Raw genomic sequence first — 17,028 nt, 5'->3', positions numbered from 1 at the left:
ACCACCGCCGATGACCAGCGTCAGCGTCCCGCCGGAAGCAACGCGATCAGGCAAAGCTGTCGCGCAGGCTCGTCGCCGTGCCGGTCAAGCGGCCACGCACCACGCCGACGACGGCGCCGAGCACCAGCCAGAACACCAGATTGGTCAGCGTCACCGCCACCACGAACTGGTGATGCAGACCTTCCGGGATCGGCGACTCGAAATTGTCGGGCTGCGGCGCGCCGACGATATGCGGCGCCACGATCAACGCCACTGCAAGCAGCGCCAGCGGCAGCGACTTGCGGAAGGCAAGCAGGCCGAGACCGGCCGCTGTCGCCACCACTGTCGCCATCCACCAGATCTGGCGCTGGGCGAGATCGGCGGCCGGCATCGCCGGCAGTTCGGGCGGCAGGCCAAGGTTCGGAGCCAGCGTGAACACGGCAAAGCCAGCGAGCCCCCAGAACAGGCCCTGACGCCAATTGCCGATGCCGCCGGCAAACTCCGAAGCGGCGACCAGGATCAGAGCAAAGCCGATGCCGGTAACGACATTGGCAGCGATATTGAAGACGAAACGCTCGAAGCCATCGGCCGGCGCCCAGCCTTCGTCTTCCGGAGCGGCAGCTTCAGCCGGTGCGGCGCTGCTCATAGCAGTCGTGCTCATTGCGTTTTCGGCAGGTGCTATCGGCGCCGCGGCATGGTCATGCGCGTGGCCGCCGCCGGCCTGCTCGTAGACTTCCGCCTTCAGGATGAGCGGCACGGTGGCATAGGCCTGCATGCAGGCGAGGACGACGCCGGCCACAAGCCCTGCGATCGCCGCGATGAACACGACGTTGCGAAACAATGTCATGATGTCAGCCCCTCGTCAGTGGCAGGGAAACGCCATCGAATGGCGATAGTCGTGAGCGGCATTGTGGACCGCATCGATATGCGAGAAGCCGACAAAGCCCATGACGAAAATGCCGAGAAATGCAGCAAGCGCCAGCTGCAAGAAGCGCGACTGCGAGGAGACGGAAGCGCCGAGCGAGACGGAAGCGGTATTCATGTCTTGTCCTTTCGCCCTCCACCCGAGGGCATAGAAGTCAGTTCTCCTGTCGCCGGCAGGTCTCCTGGCTCGCGGATCAGCGCCCTTCCCCACCTTCCCGAAGAAACTCTTCAGTGGCATATGGAGAGGACTACCGCACACAGTTGCGGGGGCAGCCACGGCATTGGGCAAATTTTGCCCTCACCGCATTCCCTCTTGGTTCCAAAGGAACCGACGACGGCTGCGACTATAGGCAGAATCGTAACGCCCGGCAAACCAAATTCCGCCAGCTACCAGCGCGAATGCGCCGTCTTGGCAGGCCAGCCAGCCGGCGCCGTGATTGACAATTTTCGCGGCCGGGTGTCGGCTGGAGCATCACAGGAAGCCGGTCATGCAACCCAGCCCGAGCGAGCACGATCCCTATAACGGTTTGACGCGACTTGAACCGACGCTGCCGTCGTCGGCGTACTGGGACATCGACGCCCATCAGCGCGATCTCGACGCCATCTGGTATCGAAGCTGGCTGCTCGTCTGCCGCGAGGCCGACCTTGCCCAGCCGCTGGCGTTCAGGACGTTCCGTGTCGGCACGCAGGAGATCGTCGTGCTGCGCGACGAGACCGGCGAGCTGCGCGCCTTCCATAACACCTGCCGGCATCGCGGCTCGCAGCTCTGCCAGGCGAGCGAAGGACGGCTGAAGGCGCGGCTCATCACCTGTCCCTATCACGCCTGGTCCTATTCGCTGCGTGGCGATCTCGTGCGCGTGCCGTCGAAATCGCTACCTGAAGGCTTCGACAAGGCCGATCATTCGCTCTATCGGGTCGCACTGTCGGTGTGGCGCGGTTTCGTCTTCGTCAATCTCAGGGAAGACGCCGCCGGTTCGGCCGAAACATCCTTCGATCCCGCATCCGGCAATCTCGCCAACTGGCCGCTGGAGACGCTGGTGTCGGGGCCATGTGCTGCGCAAGGTGATGGACTGCAACTGGAAGATTTTCTGGGAGAACTTCAACGAGTGCCTGCATTGCCCGGGCGTTCACAAGGACCTGTCTCGGCTGGTGCCGATCTATGGCCGCGGCCTGATGGGGCGGCACGACGACCCGGAATGGGCCCGTCACGCCGACAATGACGCGCCGGAGTTTTCCGGTGGCCTGCGGGCCGGAGCCGAGACCTGGTCGCGCGACGGGCGCGTCCACGGCCCGGTCTTTCCCGAGCTGACGTCCGCCGAGCGTACCGCCGGGCAGACCTATGCCACCAATTTGCCGTCGATGTTCATCGTCGGCCATGTCGATTATGTCCGCACCGTGCTGCTGGTGCCGCTCGGCCCGGAGCAGACCGAACTGACCGCCGAATGGCTTTTTTCGCCCGAAGCGCTCGCCGATCCAACGGCTGATATCGACAACATCGTCGCCTTCGGCAGGCAGGTGCTGGAGGAAGACGCGGATATCTGCGAGGTCAACCAGAAGGGCCTGCGCTCGATGCGCCACGAGGCGGGCGTTCTGATGCCCGAGGAATATGAATTGCACCGCTTCCACAACTGGGTGCGCGAACGCCACACAGCGCTTTCACCGACGCCCTGAACATCTGAGAGGTTTGGCCCGCCTTCTTTTGTCCGGGGCAACCGTGATAGTCGTCTTGCAGTGCTGAATCAGATTGCGAGACCATGAGCATCCTTACGCCAATCGCCCCCGTTCAGGATCAATCGAAGACGAAGCGCATTATCGCCATCGACGTCGCACGCGGCATCGCCTTGCTTGCCATGGCGAGCTACCATTTCACCTGGGATCTCGAATTCTTCGGCTACACCGATCCCGGCCTGACCGCCTTCGGCTGGTGGAAGTTCTTCGCGCGCTGCATCGCTTCGACCTTCCTGTTTCTGGTTGGCGTCAGCCTGTTCCTCGCCCATGGCAAACAGATCCGCTGGAACGGCTTCTGGAAACGCTTCGCCATGGTCGCCGGGGCGGCGCTCGCCATATCGGCCGCCACAAGGTTTGCCACGCCCGACAGCTTCATCTTCTTCGGCATCCTGCACGAGATCGCGCTGGCCAGCCTGCTCGGCCTGGCGTTTCTGCGGCTGCCGGCGCTGCTGACGCTTGTCGTCGCGGCTTTCGTCATCACCGCTCCGCTCTATCTCAGGTCCGGGATCTTCGACCATCCGGCCCTGTGGTGGGTCGGCCTGTCGGCAACCAATCCACGCTCCAACGATTATGTCCCGCTGTTGCCGTGGTTCGGCGCCGTGCTTGCGGGCATCGCGGCGGCAAAGCTCAGCTCCGCCTCCGGCATGCTGACGCGGCTGGCGAGCGTCACGCCTGCCCGCTGGACAAATCCGCTGGTCTTTATCGGCCGGCACAGCCTCGCCTTCTATCTGATCCACCAGCCGGTGCTGATCGGCTCGGTCTGGCTGTTTTCGCAGATCATGCCGGCACCGGTCGAAACCAGGCAGGTGAGCTTCCTGAAAGAATGCCAGATGTCGTGCGAGCAATCGCGCGACACGGAGTTCTGCTCCAGCTATTGTGTGTGCATGCTCGATACGCTCGAGGGCGAGGCCACGCTTGATCGGCTCTACAGCAACGACCAGGCTGCAGACTGGAAGGCACATCTCGACGAGCTCGCCGGCGCCTGCACAGCCAAAGCCGACAGCACTTTGATGGAGGGAGGAGCACAATGACCGACCATCAGCCTAAACCGGGGCAGCCTAAACCGGGGTTTATACCGTGGCCGCCACTGATCTATCTCGCAGCCATCGCCGTCAGCATCGCGCTTGGCTTGCTCTATCCGCTTCCATGGATCGGCGGCCTTCTAGGCGACATCCTGTTCGCGGCCGGCTGGGTGGCATTGTTCGGCGTCGTCGCACTCTGGTTCACGGCGATCCGCACCATGATCCGGGCAAAGACGACGCTCCACCCAAACGCCGTGCCGGACCACCTGGTCACATCAGGCCCTTTCGCCGTCAGCCGCAACCCGATTTATCTGGCCAACACGCTGCTGCTGATCGGCGTGGCCCTTGTCTCGGGGATTGTATGGTTCCTGCCGCTGGCGATCATCGCGGCCTTCGCAACGCAGAAGATGGCGATCGAAGGCGAGGAGAAAGTCCTGGCGACGAAATTCGGCAAGAAATACCGGGATTACGCGAAAAAGGTGCGGCGCTGGATTTGAGGCGTGCGGCAAAGGCCACTCAAGTGTTGACGCCGAGCTCCACCAGTCGCTCGACGCAGGATTCCTCAGCCTGGTCGAGCTCGGCCAGGGTCTCTTCGAGGTCCCGGCGCTTCTGGCGCAGATCCTCTCGCTTTTCCTCGATGCGCTTGATCATCAGATTGAGTTGACCGACCTCCCCGGGCGGCTCCTTGTACATCTGGATGATTTCGCGGATTTCGTTGATCGAAAAGCCGAGCCTCTTGCCGCGCATGATCTGGCGGATGAGATGCCGGTCCGACGGGCGAAACAGCCGCGTGCGGCCGCGCCGTACCGGCTGCACCAGCCCCTCGTCCTCATAGAAGCGCAGCGTCCGCGTCGAAACATCGAATTCGCGGGTCAGTTCTGTGATCGAATAATATTCCCGCATCATCACTCCAAATGCCCGGAAAGCGGCGCGATCACCCATCATGCGGCGATGCCCTTCATTCACAAAAGCCGCTCGTCCCGTACCGGAATCGATCGGTTGGCTCTCCGTCAAAACTTCGCACGCAACTTACGTAAAAGTCAATTGAAGTGCCTTATCCGGCTCCGGCGCCCAGATGCAGCCACCAGGTTGCAAGGCTAAGGAAGGCGAGGAAACCGATAACGTCGGTAATCATCGTCGTGAAGATTGATGACGAAATCGCCGGATCGGCGCCGAGCCTGTCGAGGAACAGCGGAATCAGAATGCCGCCGAGTGCCACGGCCAGCATGTTCACGATCATCGCCACGGCAATGACGAAACCGAGGTCGGGATTGTGAAACCAGAGGCCGGCGACCAGCCCGAGGATCGCCGCAATGACCATGCCATTCAGCAAGCCGACCACAACCTCGCGGCGAATGACGCGACCGGCATTGTAGATATCGAGGTCACGTGTGGCGAGCGCGCGCACGGTCACTGTCATCGTCTGCGTGCCGGCATTGCCGCCCAGCGAGGCGACAATCGGCATCAGTGCGGCAAGTGCGACCATTTCCTCGATCGTCGCGCCGAACATACTGATCACCGAGGCCGAGATGAAGGCCGTCCCGAGGTTGACCAGCAGCCACGGAACGCGCGAGCGCGAGGTCGAGAAAATGCTGTCCGAGAGTTCTTCGTCGCCGACACCACCCATGCGCAGCAGATCCTCCTCTGCTTCCTGCTGGATGACGTCGACGACATCGTCGATCGTCAGCACGCCGACCAGCCGGTCATTCTCGTCGACGACGGCGGCGGAGAGAAGGTCGTATTGCTCGAATTCGCGCGCCGCCTCTTCCTGGTCCATCTTGGCCGGAATGGCGTGCCTGGTCTCATGCATGACCTCTTCGACCTTGACCGAACGCTTGGTGCGCAGGATCTGGTCGAGGTCGATGGCACCGAGCAGCTTGAAGCTCGGATCGATGACGAAGATCTGGCTGAAGCGGTCGGGAAGGTTCTGGTCCTCGCGCATGTAGTCGATGGTCTGGCCGATCGTCCAGAACGGCGGCACCGCGACGAACTCCGTCTGCATGCGGCGGCCGGCGGTCTCTTCGGGATAGGCGAGCGAGCGGCGCAGCCTGATCCGCTCGGTGAACGGCAGTTGCGACAGGATCTCGTCCTGGTCTTCCTTTTCGAGATCCTCGAGGATGTAGACCGCGTCGTCGGAATCGAGGTCCTGCACCCCCTGGGCGATCTGCGCGTTGGGCAGATTGTCAACGATGTCGCGGCGTATCGCCTCGTCGACCTCGGTCAGCGCGGAAAAGTCGAAGTCGGCGCCCAACAATTCGACCAGCGCGCGGCGCTGTTCGGGATGAAGCGCCTCGAGCAGATCGCCGAGTTCCGATTGGTGCAGGTCGTCGACTTCACGCTTCAGCGTCAGCGTGTCGCGATCGGCGATCGCTGCGCCGATCTGGGCAAGGAACGAGGACAGAATGGCGCCGTCCTCGCCATAGATGTCGGCGTGGCTGTCTTCAGCGGCCCTGGCGCCGGTCGTCTTTTCGTCCTGGCCTTCCACCAGCGCCTCCCGCCATCAGGATTCCGGAAAAGGTGCCCGTCAGGTCTAGAGCATCGAGCCCAAAAGTGGAAACCGGTTTTGGCAAAATCCGATGCCCAAACACAAAGATAGAGCGGCGGCACGTCTAGACTTGATAGTCCGCCGCTCTATGACGCAACGCGCGGGAATATCAAACGAAAATGCGCCCTGTCCTGCAGGGAGGCGAAGGCTGATGCGACTTGGATTAGCGGACGGGCGATCGTTTACTCCTGATCGTCCGAAGCAGGAACGGATCGATCATCTGGCATTATCGTTCTCTCGTAGGCGCCAAGATGAAACCACGATTGCGCAACAAAACTTAACATCACTTCACGCATGCGGCCACTTTCATCTGAAATGGTGAGAGCATCGGGGGCTTATCGCCTCGCTATACTGGAGCACGCATGTTCGCCAAAATGGACTCTGGAATATTTGCCGGCCGGGCTTCTCTTGCAGCGATGGCCATCCTGTTTTCAACGCATCCGGGAACAGCACTTGCTGCCGACGCCATTGCCGTGAATTCAGACGATTTCCTCCCGCCGCCCGAACCTTCCCGTTTCGGGCGCATCGAGCAAAAACTGGCCGACTGGCATGTTGTCGTAGGCGGCGGCGCGATCATCGTTCCAAAATACGAGGGCAGCGACGAGTTCAAGATCATGCCGGTGCCCTTTGTCACGGCGACATTCCGCGACGTGGTAACGATCGATCCGACAGGCGCCGACATTGCAATCTATAAACAAGACCGGTTCGCATTCAGCGCGCGGCTTGGTTATGAAATGGGCCGCGATGAAGACGATGCCGACCGTCTGCGCGGGCTGGGAGACATCGGCATGGGCGCCACCGTCGGCGGGAAGGCCGCCGTGAATTTCGGCCCGGCTGAAATCTTTGCGCAAGTGGACAAGACCATCGGCGGCAGCGATGGCCTAGTGGGTGAGGTCGGGATCGAGGTCAGCCAGCCGCTGTCCCAATCATTGATGATTGGCGCCCGCGCTTCCGCCGTCTTCGCCGACGAAAATCATATGCAGGCCTATTTCGGCGTCACGCCGGAACAATCGGCTCGCTCTGGGCTGGCGCGCTATGATGCCGGCGCCGGGTTGAAGCGCGCCGATTTTTCGGTCTCCGCCACATATATGCTCAACCAGAACTGGATGGTGCGCGGCGAAGCGGGAATCGGCGTTCTCGTGGGTGACGCCGCCGACAGTCCGATCGTCGTCGAAAAGATCCAGCCTTCAGGCATGCTTCTCGTCGGATATCGGTTCTAACCGCCCACACAGGTTACCAGTCCAGGCAATGGCAAACGTCGCACGGCACCAGGGCGATTTGAACGCCGAGTCCAAATCGACAAGGCAAGTTTGGCGCATCCTCATTGTCGAAGACGATGTCGAGATCGCGCGCATGCTGGGCGAGACGCTCACTGAAAACAGCATGATCGTGGAAATAGCCGAGAGCGGCGTCCGGATGGACGCCGCGCTTCGCAACCAGAAATTCGATCTCATCGTGCTCGATGTCATGCTCCCCGGTGAAAACGGCCTCAGCATCTGCCGCCGTCTTCGCGCGCAAACGAACGTTCCGATCCTGATGCTGACCGCGCTTGGCGAAGAAATCGACCGTATCTTCGGACTGGAGATCGGCGCTGACGACTACGTGACGAAACCGTTCAGCGCGCGCGAGCTGACGGCCAGGATACGGGCGTTGCTGCGCCGGACGGCCTACGCTCCCGAAGAGCGGGATTGGTCGAAGGCGCTTCTCTTCAACGGCTGGCGCCTCGACCCTATCCGTCGGCAATTGCATGATCCGAGCAATGCGCGGGTTTCGACTACGACGCATGAATTCGACCTGCTGCTCGCCTTCTGCCGCAACGCCGGCCGAGTTCTGTCGCGCGAGGAGCTTCTCGGCGTCACTCATGCCGGGCTCGCCGGACCGATCGAGCGAAGCGTCGACGTCCATGTCAGCCGCATCCGCCAGAAGATCGAAAAGGACGCGCGCGATCCGGTGCTTCTCAAAACTGTTCGGCTGGGTGGCTACATCTTCACCGCGACGGTGGAGGAAGCATGAGGAATTTCATCCGTCGCAGCCTGCCGCAGTCAGTGCGTGGGCAACTTGCGGCAATCATTCTCGTCGCGGTATTTGTGATCCTGTCCACCGGATCGGTCATCGAAAGTTTTACCAGGAATATCGACCTGCCGGTCATCGACGACAGCGTCGTGCGAGCCAGCGTGATTGCCGGCCTGTTGCGCAAAGCACCAGCGACAGCTCGTAACGAGATCCTCGCAGCGACGGCTCGTGCGGGCCTGGATTTCAGGATAATTTCGAAGGAAAAGACCGACAGTATTCCATATTCTTATCTGCAATGGCGAAACATCGAATGGCTTCTTGGGGTCGAAGACAGGCCGATTGACGGGCGATGGCTGACCATCGACGGTCAATCCGCGTTTGTCATCGGCCTGGATCGGCAGACCATCCTCGCTCATTTCGGAGTGCCCGATACCTTACTGACCTCAGACCTCGTCCATTCCTTGTTCTACAAGTTTATGGCTTTCATCGCCTTGCCCACCCTGATCTGGCTGTTTGCGGTGTGGGCCGTGACGGATCCATTGAAACGCATCTCGACGGCTGTCGGTTCGGCCGAGATCGAGAATGGCGACGAGCTTTTCGTCGAACGCGGCTCCATCGAAATGGTCGGCCTGGCGCGCGCGCTGAACAGGATGAGAACACGCATCCGGACCATGATCGAAAACCGCACACGCATGTTGCGCAGCGTCAGCCACGATCTGCGCACGCCTTTGACGCGGCTGCGGCTTCGCGCCGAGCGCATGGACGATGGGCTCATCCGAACCGCGATGCTGTCCGATATCCAGCATATTGAAGATCTGGTCGACGAGACCTTGACCTATCTGCGCAACGACGTCTCGACAGAGAAGCTGCAGCGCGCCGACATTGCCAGCGTGCTGCAAACCGTCTGCGCCGAATTTTCGGACGTCGGGTTTCCGGTCTCATATTCCGGGCCGGACCGGCTTCTGGGCTGGTGCAAACCCAATGCATTGGCGCGGGCGATCACCAATCTCTGCGACAACGGCGTCAGGTTCGCCGGCAACGTCACCGTCGCATTGACGCAGACCGATACAGCGGCGCGCATCGCGGTCGTCGATGATGGGCCGGGCATTCCGACACTCGCGCGCGCCCGCGTCTTCGAACCGTTCTTCAAGGAGGACACGTCGCGCGGTGGTACGTCGAAGCATGGCTTCGGTCTGGGTCTGTCGATCGTTGCGGACATCATCCAGGGGCACGGCGGCAAGATCGAATTGCAGGACAACCAGCCAACCGGGCTCGTCGTTACCGTCGATCTGCCGAATGAATCAAATGTCCAGCCGTCATAAGACGGCCCGCCCCGAGAGGACACGGTGTGTTGGACCAGGGCAGCAAAATTGGGTCTCTCAATATTTGCCGATGAGGGCTGGAAACCCTATATAGCTGAACCTGCGCTTGCGTCGACTGCGGGCGTGCGGAGATCAATCGTAGAGAAGGATACAGATGCCGAACGACAACTCGGATGCGGCGATACCTAGAATTGCTCTTATTTCAACCCATGGCTACGTTGCAGCCAACCCACCACTGGGCGCGGCCGATACCGGCGGACAGGTGGTCTACGTCCTGGAACTGGCCAAAAAGCTGGCCCAATTGGGCTATGCTGTCGATATTTGGACGCGACGATTTGAAGACCAACCTCCTATCGATGAAGTGGCCGACGGGGTTCGTGTTCTGCGTGTCGCCTGTGGCGGACCCGATTTTATTCCGAAGGAATATCTCCACCGCCACCTTCTCGAATGGTGTGAAAACGCGCTGCGCCTAATTCGCAGGGAAAACCTCTCCTACGACTTCATCAACAGTCACTACTGGGATGCGGGTGTGGCGGGGCAACGACTGTCGGAGGCGCTCACTATCCCGCACATCCATACGCCGCATTCTCTCGGCATATGGAAACAGCGCCAGATGAAGACGGACTACCCAGACAAGGCCGATACATTCGAAGCCGAATTCAATTTCACCGAGCGCATAAAGCACGAGACAATCATCTATCGAAGCTGCGCCATGGTGATTGCAACAACGCCGCCGCAGGTGGACATGCTGGTCGAGGACTACAGCCTCGAGCGCGACCGCGTGCACATGATCCCGCCCGGTTACGACGACAACCGGTTCTTCCCCGTCAGCGAGGCGTCTCGCCGGCTGATCCGCCACCGGCTCGGTTTCGAGGGACGAACGATCCTGGCGCTCGGCCGGCTCGCCACCAATAAGGGCTATGACCTGCTGATCGATGCGTTTTCCGTGGTGGCGCCGCGTGTGCCAGATGCGGTCCTGAGGCTCGCCGTCGGCGGCGAGAACATGGACGAGCAGGAACAGAAGATCCTGAACCAGCTCAAGGAACAGGTTGAACAGCTAGGCTTGCAGGATCGTGTCGTCTTCTCCGGCTATGTTGCCGACGAGGATCTGGCCGACACCTATCGTGCGGCGGACATGTTCGTGCTGTCGAGCCGCTACGAGCCGTTCGGCATGACCGCGATCGAGGCAATGGCCTGCGGAACGCCCACCGTGGTTACGATCCATGGCGGCCTCTATCGCGGGATCAGCTATGGCCGGCACGCGCTCTTCGGTGATCCGTTCGACAAGGAAGACCTCGGCATCACGATCGTCAAACCTATGAAGCACCCGCGCCTCTACGGCCGGCTGGGCCGCATGGGTGCGCACAAGGCGCGCAGCCTGTTCACCTGGACAGGTATCGCGCAGCAGCTTGTCAGCCTTGTCGAGGGACGTCCGGTGTTGAAGGCGGTCGACGATCATGATTGGGACGAGCCGTGGAACGACGGCGATTGAGACCGATCGCGCTTCTATCGAGTGATCTCGACGGGACCCTGGCAGGCCATGCGCCGGCGACGTCACGCTTTCGTTCCAAATGGGAAGCGCTCGACCCCGAGCGCCGACCGGTTCTCGTCTACAATAGCGGTCGTCTGGCCGACGACATTTTGAATTTCGTCGACGAAGTCGGCCTGCCAGCGCCAGACTACGTGATCGGGGGTGTCGGCACGATGCTCGCCGGCCCGCGGCACAGCTCGCGCCCCGCACACCTTACTGATTTGGAGCACTTTACCCAGAGGCTTTCGGAAGGCTGGTCTCTTGAAAAGGTCGATGCGGTGCTCGGATCGCTCAAAGACACCGTCCGGCAGCCCGACGGTTATCAACACGCCTTCAAATCGAGTTGGTACCTGCACGACGCAAGCCCGGACGCCCTTGCCGATATCGAGCGTGCGCTGGTTGAAGCCGGCCTGTCGGTGACGATGGTCTATTCGAGCGGACGCGATCTCGACGTCCTGCCGCGTTCGGCAGACAAGGGGCAGGCGCTGGCCTGGCTCTGCAATGAACTCGGCATCGGCCTTGATGAGGTGGTCGTCGCCGGCGACACCAACAACGATCGCAGTATGTTCGACCTGCCGGGTGCGCGCGGGATTGTCGTCGCCAATGCCTTACCCGAACTGCTTGACATGGCCCGGAACAACCCGCTGATTTACAGCGCGAAGGAACAGTTTGCCTTTGGTGTCGTCGAAGGCCTCGTTCATTGGTCGGTGTTTGAGGACGCCCAATCCTGAACTGGAAATAGGATCTCCCTGTCAGGGTTTGAGCGCCCATACCGTCGCGTGCAGAACGGCACCCGCTTCGGCGATGAGACGTGCGGATTGTATCGGCTCAAAACCGCTGATCCGTTTCGTGCCAGCCCAACGACCGCGATCGGCGAACACCTCGATCGATCCGTAGTCGAGGAATATCCGCAGCCGTTTTGGACGGGCTCCCTTGGCGATATAGTGAGGAGATTCCGCCGCGTCGTCTCCATGACAGATGGCAAGCCCGTCGTCGTCGACGACAACGTCGAGGCGGACAGTTGGATGCTCGAGCTTCAGGTGGAAATGGACACCCGGTTTTTCCAACTCGAACAGGATTTCGACGGCGCCATTGATAAAGCTTACCTGCTCTCCGGCTGCAAGGCGTGTTCGGTCCAGAATATGGCTCCGCAGGCTCTCGGCAGCTCCGATGGGCGGGGTATGCAACTCGCCTGCAGACAGATGGATATTGCGAGGCAGCGTCATGGCGGTGGGGAAATCGATCGCCGGTCCGGTGTCGGCCCAGTTGGCAAGCCAGCCTATACCGACAATGGCATCACCGTCGACGAAGGCCTGGAAGGCGTAGTTATCCGTCCCGAAGTCCAGTTCCTGTTCGAATTCCTTGGCAAAAGTCTGTCCATCGAACCAGCCTACAATGGCCATTGTCAGGTTCTTGCGCCGGGTGGACTGGTCCTCACTGTTCATCAACCCGAGAATTAGAACCCAGCGCGTCGCGGGATCGGTCGCAGGCCCGTCGAGCGGCAGCAGACAGGGACATTCGATCGCCGTCGTCCGATAGTGTTTCTCGACCAGAAGCTTGCCGATATACGTCCAGCCGCTGGCCGCCGTATGGTCATGGGTTTCGTAGAGCAGGACAACGCCGCCTTCGCTGCTCTGGCTGCCCAGCAGCATTTTCCAAAGGCCATCCGGCCCCCTGAACACGTATGGGTCGCGAAAATCCGCTGTCAGTCCCTCGTCAAGCGGGCGGTATGGCAGGATGACGTCCGCATTTCCCGCCATGATGAGGTCGCTGGAAGTGGCAGTGAGTTGGATTTGCTGTTCTGGGATGCGGTCCTGTACCTGCTCGGTAAAAAAGACGCGAATGCCCGGGCCATCGGCAAGCGGGACTGCCGAGCCGGAATACGCACCGCCCCGTCTGTCGGGCCGTGCGGTAAGATCTTCCGATGGGAACAGGAAGATAGGCATGTGGCGCCATCGCAAATAATCCGAAGATACGGCGTGCCCCCAATGCATCGTGTTCCACCGAAGACCATGGGAATAGTGCTGATAAAAGAGATGTGGGCGACCTCCAAACCGGCCAAAGCCGTTGGGATCGTTCATCCAGCCGAACGGCGGACGAAAATGATAGCTGTCAGGAATGTTCGGCGGCGCATTTCCCGGATTGGTGTGGATAACTGTAATACCTGTCTCCAGCACGTCGGCCAACGCGAACCAGTAGGCAACCGACACCGAGGTTTGATCCGTGTCGTAATCCAGTTCGACGCTGCCACCGCCGAAGACGTGAAAAATCCTGAATTCATACTCTTCGGCGTTCGTAACGCTTACCTCGCCGAACTTGCCACGGACATTGGAAAAAGACAGCGAGCCCGGAACATCCGGCTTGGTCGCCTTGAGCCAGATATGGAACGTGGCGTTGACTGGCAGGTCGGCATGCAGGCTTCGAATGGTGTCCCCTCCCGCAATCCTTACCTGGACCTGGCTGTCACTCATGAAGATGGCTCCGTTCCGTGCGGCGTTCCCGGACAGATAGAGTATCAAACCCGGTTTTCGACCTGGAAATGCGTTGCAGAAGGTTAAAGCTGTATCTTCACTTTGGCAAAGCGTCCGGATCGATGGTCTTCGACGTCCATCCGCCGCACGGATCGGCGCCAGCATCGGTCTCAGCCTCCTTTGGCGAGGCACGGGAATATCAAAAAAATGCGTGCTAAAAACCACGTTCTACGAAATCTTCGCGCCCGCCCGTCCGGACCAGCTGCCGGGTTGGGTCGGACGTCGGCCCGCTACGCTGAAAGCTGAATTTTAGGAGAATCTCATGGCCATCGGTCCTGACACCAAAAGTGTCTACACCATTGCCCCGACGCCGTTCGAGGCGGATGGCAAGATTGACTGGGAATCACTCGATTCGATGGTCGATTTTTACGAGCGCTGCGGCGTCGATGGGATGACCATCCTCGGCATCATGGGCGAGGCCCCGAAGCTCGACGCCGGCGAATCGCTCGAGATCGTCAAACGCATCGTGGCGCGCACCAAGCTGCCGGTCATCGTCGGCGTCTCCGCACCCGGCTTCGCCGCCATGCGCAGCCTTGCGCGTGCCTCGATGGAGGTCGGCGCCCAGGGCGTGATGATTGCGCCGCAGCCATCGCTGCGCACCGACGACCAGATCGTCACCTATTTCCGCAACGCATCCGAAGCAGTCGGCGAGGATGTTCCTTTCGTCCTGCAGGACTATCCGCTGACCCTCTCGGTCGTCATGACGCCGGCCGTCATCCGCCGCATTGTCACCGACAATCCGGCCTGCTTCATGCTCAAGCACGAGGACTGGCCGGGCCTGGAGAAGATCAGCGCGCTGCGCGGCTTCCAGAAGGACGGCTCGCTGCGCTCGCTGTCCATCCTCACCGGTAATGGCGGCCTCTTCCTCGACTTCGAGATGGAGCGCGGCGCCGACGGCGCGATGACTGGCTATGCCTTCCCCGATATGCTGGTCGACGTGGTGAAGCTGTCTGCCGCCGGCGAGCGCGACAAGGCACACGATCTTTTCGACGCCCACCTGCCCTATCTGCGCTATGAGCAGCAGCCCGGTGTGGGACTTGCGGTACGCAAATATGTGATGATGAAGCGCGGTGCCATCGCGTCCGATGCCCAGCGCAAGCCGGGCAGCGCGTTGTCGGCGGCGGCCAGACAAGAGGTAGACTACCTGCTTTCGCGGCTGGAAAGCCGCGTCTAGCTTTCGTCTTCGGCTTTGCCGATCTTCTTTGGACACATCGATGTTGTCCCTCCCGGCTGGTTGGGAAAAAGGGATGTCGAACTGGGTCAGCGGCCGGACCGCTGATAGCCGGCGTGTTTTCTGCGCGAGCCGTAGCGCTTCTCGTAAAGCGGTCGCAGCAGCGACTGAATGTCAGGATCGGACACGCGCCTGCCTGTGGTTCTTGCCGAGTTCTTGATTCGCCTGATCCGTCCATCGAGGGCTCGGCGCACTTCGTGCGGAAAGATGCCGTTTCGATACATCGCGCTCTCCTGATTGACGAAAATGTTGGGCCTGATTGACGAAAATGTTGGGCGCGATAGTCGAAGGGCTGCACTACGGAATGATTTCAGCGAGGAGGAATTTGATTACAGTTGTAGCAACGGCGGAAGAGCAGCGATCCACTGCCGCCCGGAACGGCTCAGCCTATGATCAGCGCATTGTCGCCGGCAACCACAGGGCGATCTGCGGGAAGATGATCAGCAGCACTGTCGTCACGACGAGCGCAATCGTCAGGATGCTGGTGCCCTTGTATACCTTCATCAGGTCGGCTCCCGCGGTCGTGCCAACGACGAACGCGACGAGGCCGACCGGCGGGAAGACAAGCCCCATGGCGACCATCATCATGGAAACGACGCCGAACCAGATCGGATCGAAGCCGAGCGAAGTGATGAGCGGGAACGTCAGTTGCAATGTCAGAAGCAGCAGCGGGATCTCGTCCATGAACATGCTGATGACGAAGTAGACCGCCAAAATGGCGATGATCACCATCCAGCGATTGAGATCCATCGCGGTCACCAACGCGACGATCTCCTGCGGAATGCGGCTGAGCGTCATGAGGTCGCGCCGATCAGGATCAGGAAAATCATGGCGGAGGTGCGAATCGTCGATTTCAGCGCCTCCAGCACGCCATGCGCCGACAGCCCGCCAAGTGCGACGCCGATCACGCCCGCCATCAACGCGCCGACCGCGCCCACCTCGGTCGGAGTAGTGATCCCGAGGTAGAGCAGCGCGATCACGATGACGATGAGCAACAGGCTCGGCCACACGCGCGCGAGGCTTGCCCAGCGCTCCCTGCCGGGAACCCGATAGGTCTCCGGTGCGTGCGACGGGCTGATCTTGACCCAGAGATAGATCGTCAATGTCAGCAGGATACCGACCAGAATGCCAGGCATGATGCCGGCGATCAGCAGCTTGCCGACGGAAGTCTGCGTGGCGAGCCCGTAGATCACCATGGCGACGCTTGGCGGGATCAGGATGTCGAGCGTGGCACCGACGCCGATCGCGCCGGCGGCAAGCTCTTCGGAATAGCCGTGCCGGCGCATCTCCGGCATGGCGATCTTCGACATCACCGAGGCCGCGGCGACGCTCGCACCCGACATCGCGCCGAAAACCCCGCAGGACAACACGGTGGCGATAGCAAGCCCACCTGGGATGAGCGACAACCAGTTGCTCGCGGCGGTGTAAAGGTCGCGCGCGAGCCCGCTCGAAGCCGAGAAATAGGCCATCAGAATGAACATCGGGATCGTCGTGAGGGCATAGTCCGCCACCGTATCGAACGGCGTCAGGGCGACCATGCCCAGCATCTTGGCGAGATCGCCGGTCACCACATAAATGCCCAGCATGCCCGACGCGGCTAGCGCGACCGCGATCGGCACGCCGAGCAGCAGAAGCGCGACCAGTGCCACTAAGGGAAGCGCGGTGACCATCGGCTAGCGTTCACGACGCGGCGAGCCGGTCAGGATTGCCAGCGCAAGAATGAGGAAGCCGAGCGGGGGCAGCAAATACGCCGGGCCGACCGGAATCGGCAGCGCGCTCAGCGTCGTGGGCTCGAAGAGCGAGCGGTATGCCTGCTGCACGGTCGCCGCCGCGAACACGAGGCAGCACAATATGGCGACGATGTATGCGAGGTGATCAGCAATCGATCGCGGCAACGGCGAAAGCCGATCCACCAGAAAGGTCACCCGGATGAAGGCTCCGCCTCGAAATGCGGAAGGCAGGCCGAGAAAGATTGCCGCGGTCATCAAGTATTTCTCGGTGAGCTCGTAGGCGATCAGGATCGGGTTGTTCAAAAAATAACGACAGACGGCATCGGCGCTGGTCAGCAGCATCATGATGGCGGTCGCAGTGACGGCGGCGTAAACGAGCATGAACTCGCAACGCCGCTGCCATTTCTCGATTCGTCCAAGAACGGTCATGTCTTGGGATGGTGGCATCGTGTCGGACATCGGCTTTTCGTTG

Annotated in this window: 18 protein-coding genes and 1 riboswitch; of the genes, 10 read left to right on the top strand and 8 right to left on the bottom strand. The window is 60.9% G+C overall.

What is annotated here, in order from left to right; genetic code table 11:
- Nucleotides 1–46 precede the first annotated feature (46 nt).
- Both EOB36_RS19300 and EOB36_RS19295 read right to left on the bottom strand, forming a co-directional pair.
- Nucleotides 47–826, bottom strand: a complete 780-nt coding sequence (locus EOB36_RS19300) for a CbtA family protein (RefSeq protein ID WP_095483470.1) — start codon at nt 824–826, stop codon at nt 47–49.
- A gap of 15 nt (nt 827–841) precedes the next feature.
- Entirely contained in the window at nt 842–1,021 is a 180-nt protein-coding gene (locus EOB36_RS19295) for a CbtB domain-containing protein (protein ID WP_095483469.1), read from the bottom strand.
- Nucleotides 1,022–1,057: 36 nt separating this feature from the next.
- Nucleotides 1,058–1,251: riboswitch (cobalamin riboswitch) on the bottom strand.
- 140 nt (nt 1,252–1,391) lie between these two features.
- Between EOB36_RS19295 and EOB36_RS35230 the strand changes: the two genes are divergently transcribed.
- The 4 genes from EOB36_RS35230 (at nt 1,392) to EOB36_RS19280 (ending at nt 4,150) form a co-directional block, all read left to right on the top strand.
- Nucleotides 1,392–2,123, top strand: coding sequence for an aromatic ring-hydroxylating dioxygenase subunit alpha (locus tag EOB36_RS35230; RefSeq protein WP_245467833.1), 732 nt, complete (start codon nt 1,392–1,394; stop codon nt 2,121–2,123).
- Nucleotides 2,014–2,574: an SRPBCC family protein gene (locus tag EOB36_RS35225; protein ID WP_245467835.1), complete on the top strand. Its 561-nt coding sequence runs from the start codon at nt 2,014–2,016 to the stop codon at nt 2,572–2,574. Before EOB36_RS35230 ends, EOB36_RS35225 begins: the two co-directional genes overlap by 110 nt.
- An 83-nt stretch (nt 2,575–2,657) precedes the next feature.
- Nucleotides 2,658–3,662: a DUF1624 domain-containing protein gene (locus EOB36_RS19285; protein WP_128285469.1), complete on the top strand. Its 1,005-nt coding sequence runs from the start codon at nt 2,658–2,660 to the stop codon at nt 3,660–3,662.
- Nucleotides 3,659–4,150, top strand: coding sequence for an isoprenylcysteine carboxylmethyltransferase family protein (locus tag EOB36_RS19280; RefSeq protein ID WP_095483466.1), 492 nt, complete (start codon nt 3,659–3,661; stop codon nt 4,148–4,150). Before EOB36_RS19285 ends, EOB36_RS19280 begins: the two co-directional genes overlap by 4 nt.
- Nucleotides 4,151–4,169: 19 nt before the next feature.
- Here the strand turns inward: EOB36_RS19280 and EOB36_RS19275 are convergent, their stop codons facing one another.
- Nucleotides 4,170–4,556 carry a MerR family DNA-binding transcriptional regulator gene (locus EOB36_RS19275; protein ID WP_023685221.1) on the bottom strand — a complete coding sequence of 129 codons (387 nt, stop codon included), beginning with the start codon at nt 4,554–4,556 and terminating at the stop codon, nt 4,170–4,172.
- A 151-nt stretch (nt 4,557–4,707) separates the two neighbouring features.
- The gene (gene mgtE / locus EOB36_RS19270; RefSeq protein ID WP_128285468.1) at nt 4,708–6,138 is read right to left on the bottom strand and encodes a magnesium transporter; all 1,431 of its coding nucleotides are present in this window, start codon (nt 6,136–6,138) and stop codon (nt 4,708–4,710) included.
- A 422-nt stretch (nt 6,139–6,560) separates the two neighbouring features.
- Between mgtE and EOB36_RS19265 the strand changes: the two genes are divergently transcribed.
- The 5 genes from EOB36_RS19265 to EOB36_RS19245 all read left to right on the top strand — a co-directional run bounded on the left by EOB36_RS19265 (nt 6,561) and on the right by EOB36_RS19245 (nt 11,795).
- Nucleotides 6,561–7,418, top strand: a complete 858-nt coding sequence (locus EOB36_RS19265) for a MipA/OmpV family protein (RefSeq protein WP_126106077.1) — start codon at nt 6,561–6,563, stop codon at nt 7,416–7,418.
- Between the two features lie 28 nt (nt 7,419–7,446).
- Complete coding sequence (locus tag EOB36_RS19260; RefSeq protein WP_164547177.1) at nt 7,447–8,211, top strand: response regulator transcription factor; 765 nt, start codon at nt 7,447–7,449, stop codon at nt 8,209–8,211.
- A complete protein-coding gene (locus tag EOB36_RS19255) occupies nt 8,208–9,533 on the top strand; it encodes an ATP-binding protein (RefSeq protein ID WP_128285467.1) in 1,326 nt (441 codons plus the stop codon). The genes EOB36_RS19260 and EOB36_RS19255 overlap by 4 nt, the downstream gene beginning before the upstream one ends.
- Nucleotides 9,534–9,687: 154 nt before the next feature.
- Nucleotides 9,688–11,025, top strand: coding sequence for a glycosyltransferase family 1 protein (locus EOB36_RS19250; protein ID WP_126106075.1), 1,338 nt, complete (start codon nt 9,688–9,690; stop codon nt 11,023–11,025).
- Nucleotides 11,022–11,795, top strand: a complete 774-nt coding sequence (locus EOB36_RS19245) for an HAD-IIB family hydrolase (RefSeq protein ID WP_128244026.1) — start codon at nt 11,022–11,024, stop codon at nt 11,793–11,795. The genes EOB36_RS19250 and EOB36_RS19245 overlap by 4 nt, the downstream gene beginning before the upstream one ends.
- Before the next feature lie 21 nt (nt 11,796–11,816).
- Here the strand turns inward: EOB36_RS19245 and EOB36_RS19240 are convergent, their stop codons facing one another.
- Nucleotides 11,817–13,535, bottom strand: a complete 1,719-nt coding sequence (locus EOB36_RS19240) for a GH32 C-terminal domain-containing protein (RefSeq protein WP_128244041.1) — start codon at nt 13,533–13,535, stop codon at nt 11,817–11,819.
- 322 nt (nt 13,536–13,857) lie between these two features.
- On the opposite strand from EOB36_RS19240, the gene EOB36_RS19235 reads away from it, so the two are divergent.
- The gene (locus EOB36_RS19235; protein ID WP_128244027.1) at nt 13,858–14,769 is read left to right on the top strand and encodes a dihydrodipicolinate synthase family protein; all 912 of its coding nucleotides are present in this window, start codon (nt 13,858–13,860) and stop codon (nt 14,767–14,769) included.
- A gap of 450 nt (nt 14,770–15,219) precedes the next feature.
- On the opposite strand, the gene EOB36_RS35770 is transcribed toward EOB36_RS19235, so the two are convergent.
- The 3 genes from EOB36_RS35770 to EOB36_RS19220 are packed head-to-tail and all read right to left on the bottom strand — an operon-like array spanning nt 15,220 to nt 17,015.
- Complete coding sequence (locus EOB36_RS35770) at nt 15,220–15,624, bottom strand: TRAP transporter large permease subunit (protein ID WP_128244028.1); 405 nt, start codon at nt 15,622–15,624, stop codon at nt 15,220–15,222.
- Nucleotides 15,621–16,496: a TRAP transporter large permease subunit gene (locus EOB36_RS19225; RefSeq protein ID WP_128244029.1), complete on the bottom strand. Its 876-nt coding sequence runs from the start codon at nt 16,494–16,496 to the stop codon at nt 15,621–15,623. Before EOB36_RS19225 ends, EOB36_RS35770 begins: the two co-directional genes overlap by 4 nt.
- A 3-nt stretch (nt 16,497–16,499) precedes the next feature.
- Nucleotides 16,500–17,015 (bottom strand): TRAP transporter small permease, encoded by a 516-nt coding sequence (locus EOB36_RS19220; RefSeq protein ID WP_128285466.1) that lies wholly within the window; start codon nt 17,013–17,015, stop codon nt 16,500–16,502.
- Between the last annotated feature and the right edge of the window lie 13 nt (nt 17,016–17,028).

Source organism: Mesorhizobium sp. M6A.T.Cr.TU.017.01.1.1, from assembly GCF_004023115.1.
Lineage (GTDB): Bacteria > Pseudomonadota > Alphaproteobacteria > Rhizobiales > Rhizobiaceae > Mesorhizobium > Mesorhizobium mediterraneum.
The sequence above is the reverse complement of the archived record's forward strand: the minus strand, read 5'-3'. Positions and strand labels throughout refer to the sequence as shown.

What these genes read in the sequence shown, in the direction of transcription:
- EOB36_RS19280 (WP_095483466.1), top strand. Translation starts at nt 3,659, where the DNA reads ATGACCGACCATCAGCCTAAACCGGGGCAGCCTAAACCGGGGTTTATA.
- EOB36_RS19300 (WP_095483470.1), bottom strand. Translation starts at nt 826, where the DNA reads ATGACATTGTTTCGCAACGTCGTGTTCATCGCGGCGATCGCAGGGCTT.
- EOB36_RS19275 (WP_023685221.1), bottom strand. Translation starts at nt 4,556, where the DNA reads ATGCGGGAATATTATTCGATCACAGAACTGACCCGCGAATTCGATGTT.
- EOB36_RS19260 (WP_164547177.1), top strand. Translation starts at nt 7,447, where the DNA reads ATGGCAAACGTCGCACGGCACCAGGGCGATTTGAACGCCGAGTCCAAA.
- EOB36_RS19240 (WP_128244041.1), bottom strand. Translation starts at nt 13,535, where the DNA reads ATGAGTGACAGCCAGGTCCAGGTAAGGATTGCGGGAGGGGACACCATT.
- EOB36_RS19225 (WP_128244029.1), bottom strand. Translation starts at nt 16,496, where the DNA reads ATGGTCACCGCGCTTCCCTTAGTGGCACTGGTCGCGCTTCTGCTGCTC.
- EOB36_RS19250 (WP_126106075.1), top strand. Translation starts at nt 9,688, where the DNA reads ATGCCGAACGACAACTCGGATGCGGCGATACCTAGAATTGCTCTTATT.
- EOB36_RS19235 (WP_128244027.1), top strand. Translation starts at nt 13,858, where the DNA reads ATGGCCATCGGTCCTGACACCAAAAGTGTCTACACCATTGCCCCGACG.
- EOB36_RS19295 (WP_095483469.1), bottom strand. Translation starts at nt 1,021, where the DNA reads ATGAATACCGCTTCCGTCTCGCTCGGCGCTTCCGTCTCCTCGCAGTCG.
- EOB36_RS19220 (WP_128285466.1), bottom strand. Translation starts at nt 17,015, where the DNA reads ATGTCCGACACGATGCCACCATCCCAAGACATGACCGTTCTTGGACGA.
- EOB36_RS35770 (WP_128244028.1), bottom strand. Translation starts at nt 15,624, where the DNA reads ATGACGCTCAGCCGCATTCCGCAGGAGATCGTCGCGTTGGTGACCGCG.
- EOB36_RS19285 (WP_128285469.1), top strand. Translation starts at nt 2,658, where the DNA reads ATGAGCATCCTTACGCCAATCGCCCCCGTTCAGGATCAATCGAAGACG.
- EOB36_RS35230 (WP_245467833.1), top strand. Translation starts at nt 1,392, where the DNA reads ATGCAACCCAGCCCGAGCGAGCACGATCCCTATAACGGTTTGACGCGA.
- EOB36_RS19265 (WP_126106077.1), top strand. Translation starts at nt 6,561, where the DNA reads ATGTTCGCCAAAATGGACTCTGGAATATTTGCCGGCCGGGCTTCTCTT.
- EOB36_RS19255 (WP_128285467.1), top strand. Translation starts at nt 8,208, where the DNA reads ATGAGGAATTTCATCCGTCGCAGCCTGCCGCAGTCAGTGCGTGGGCAA.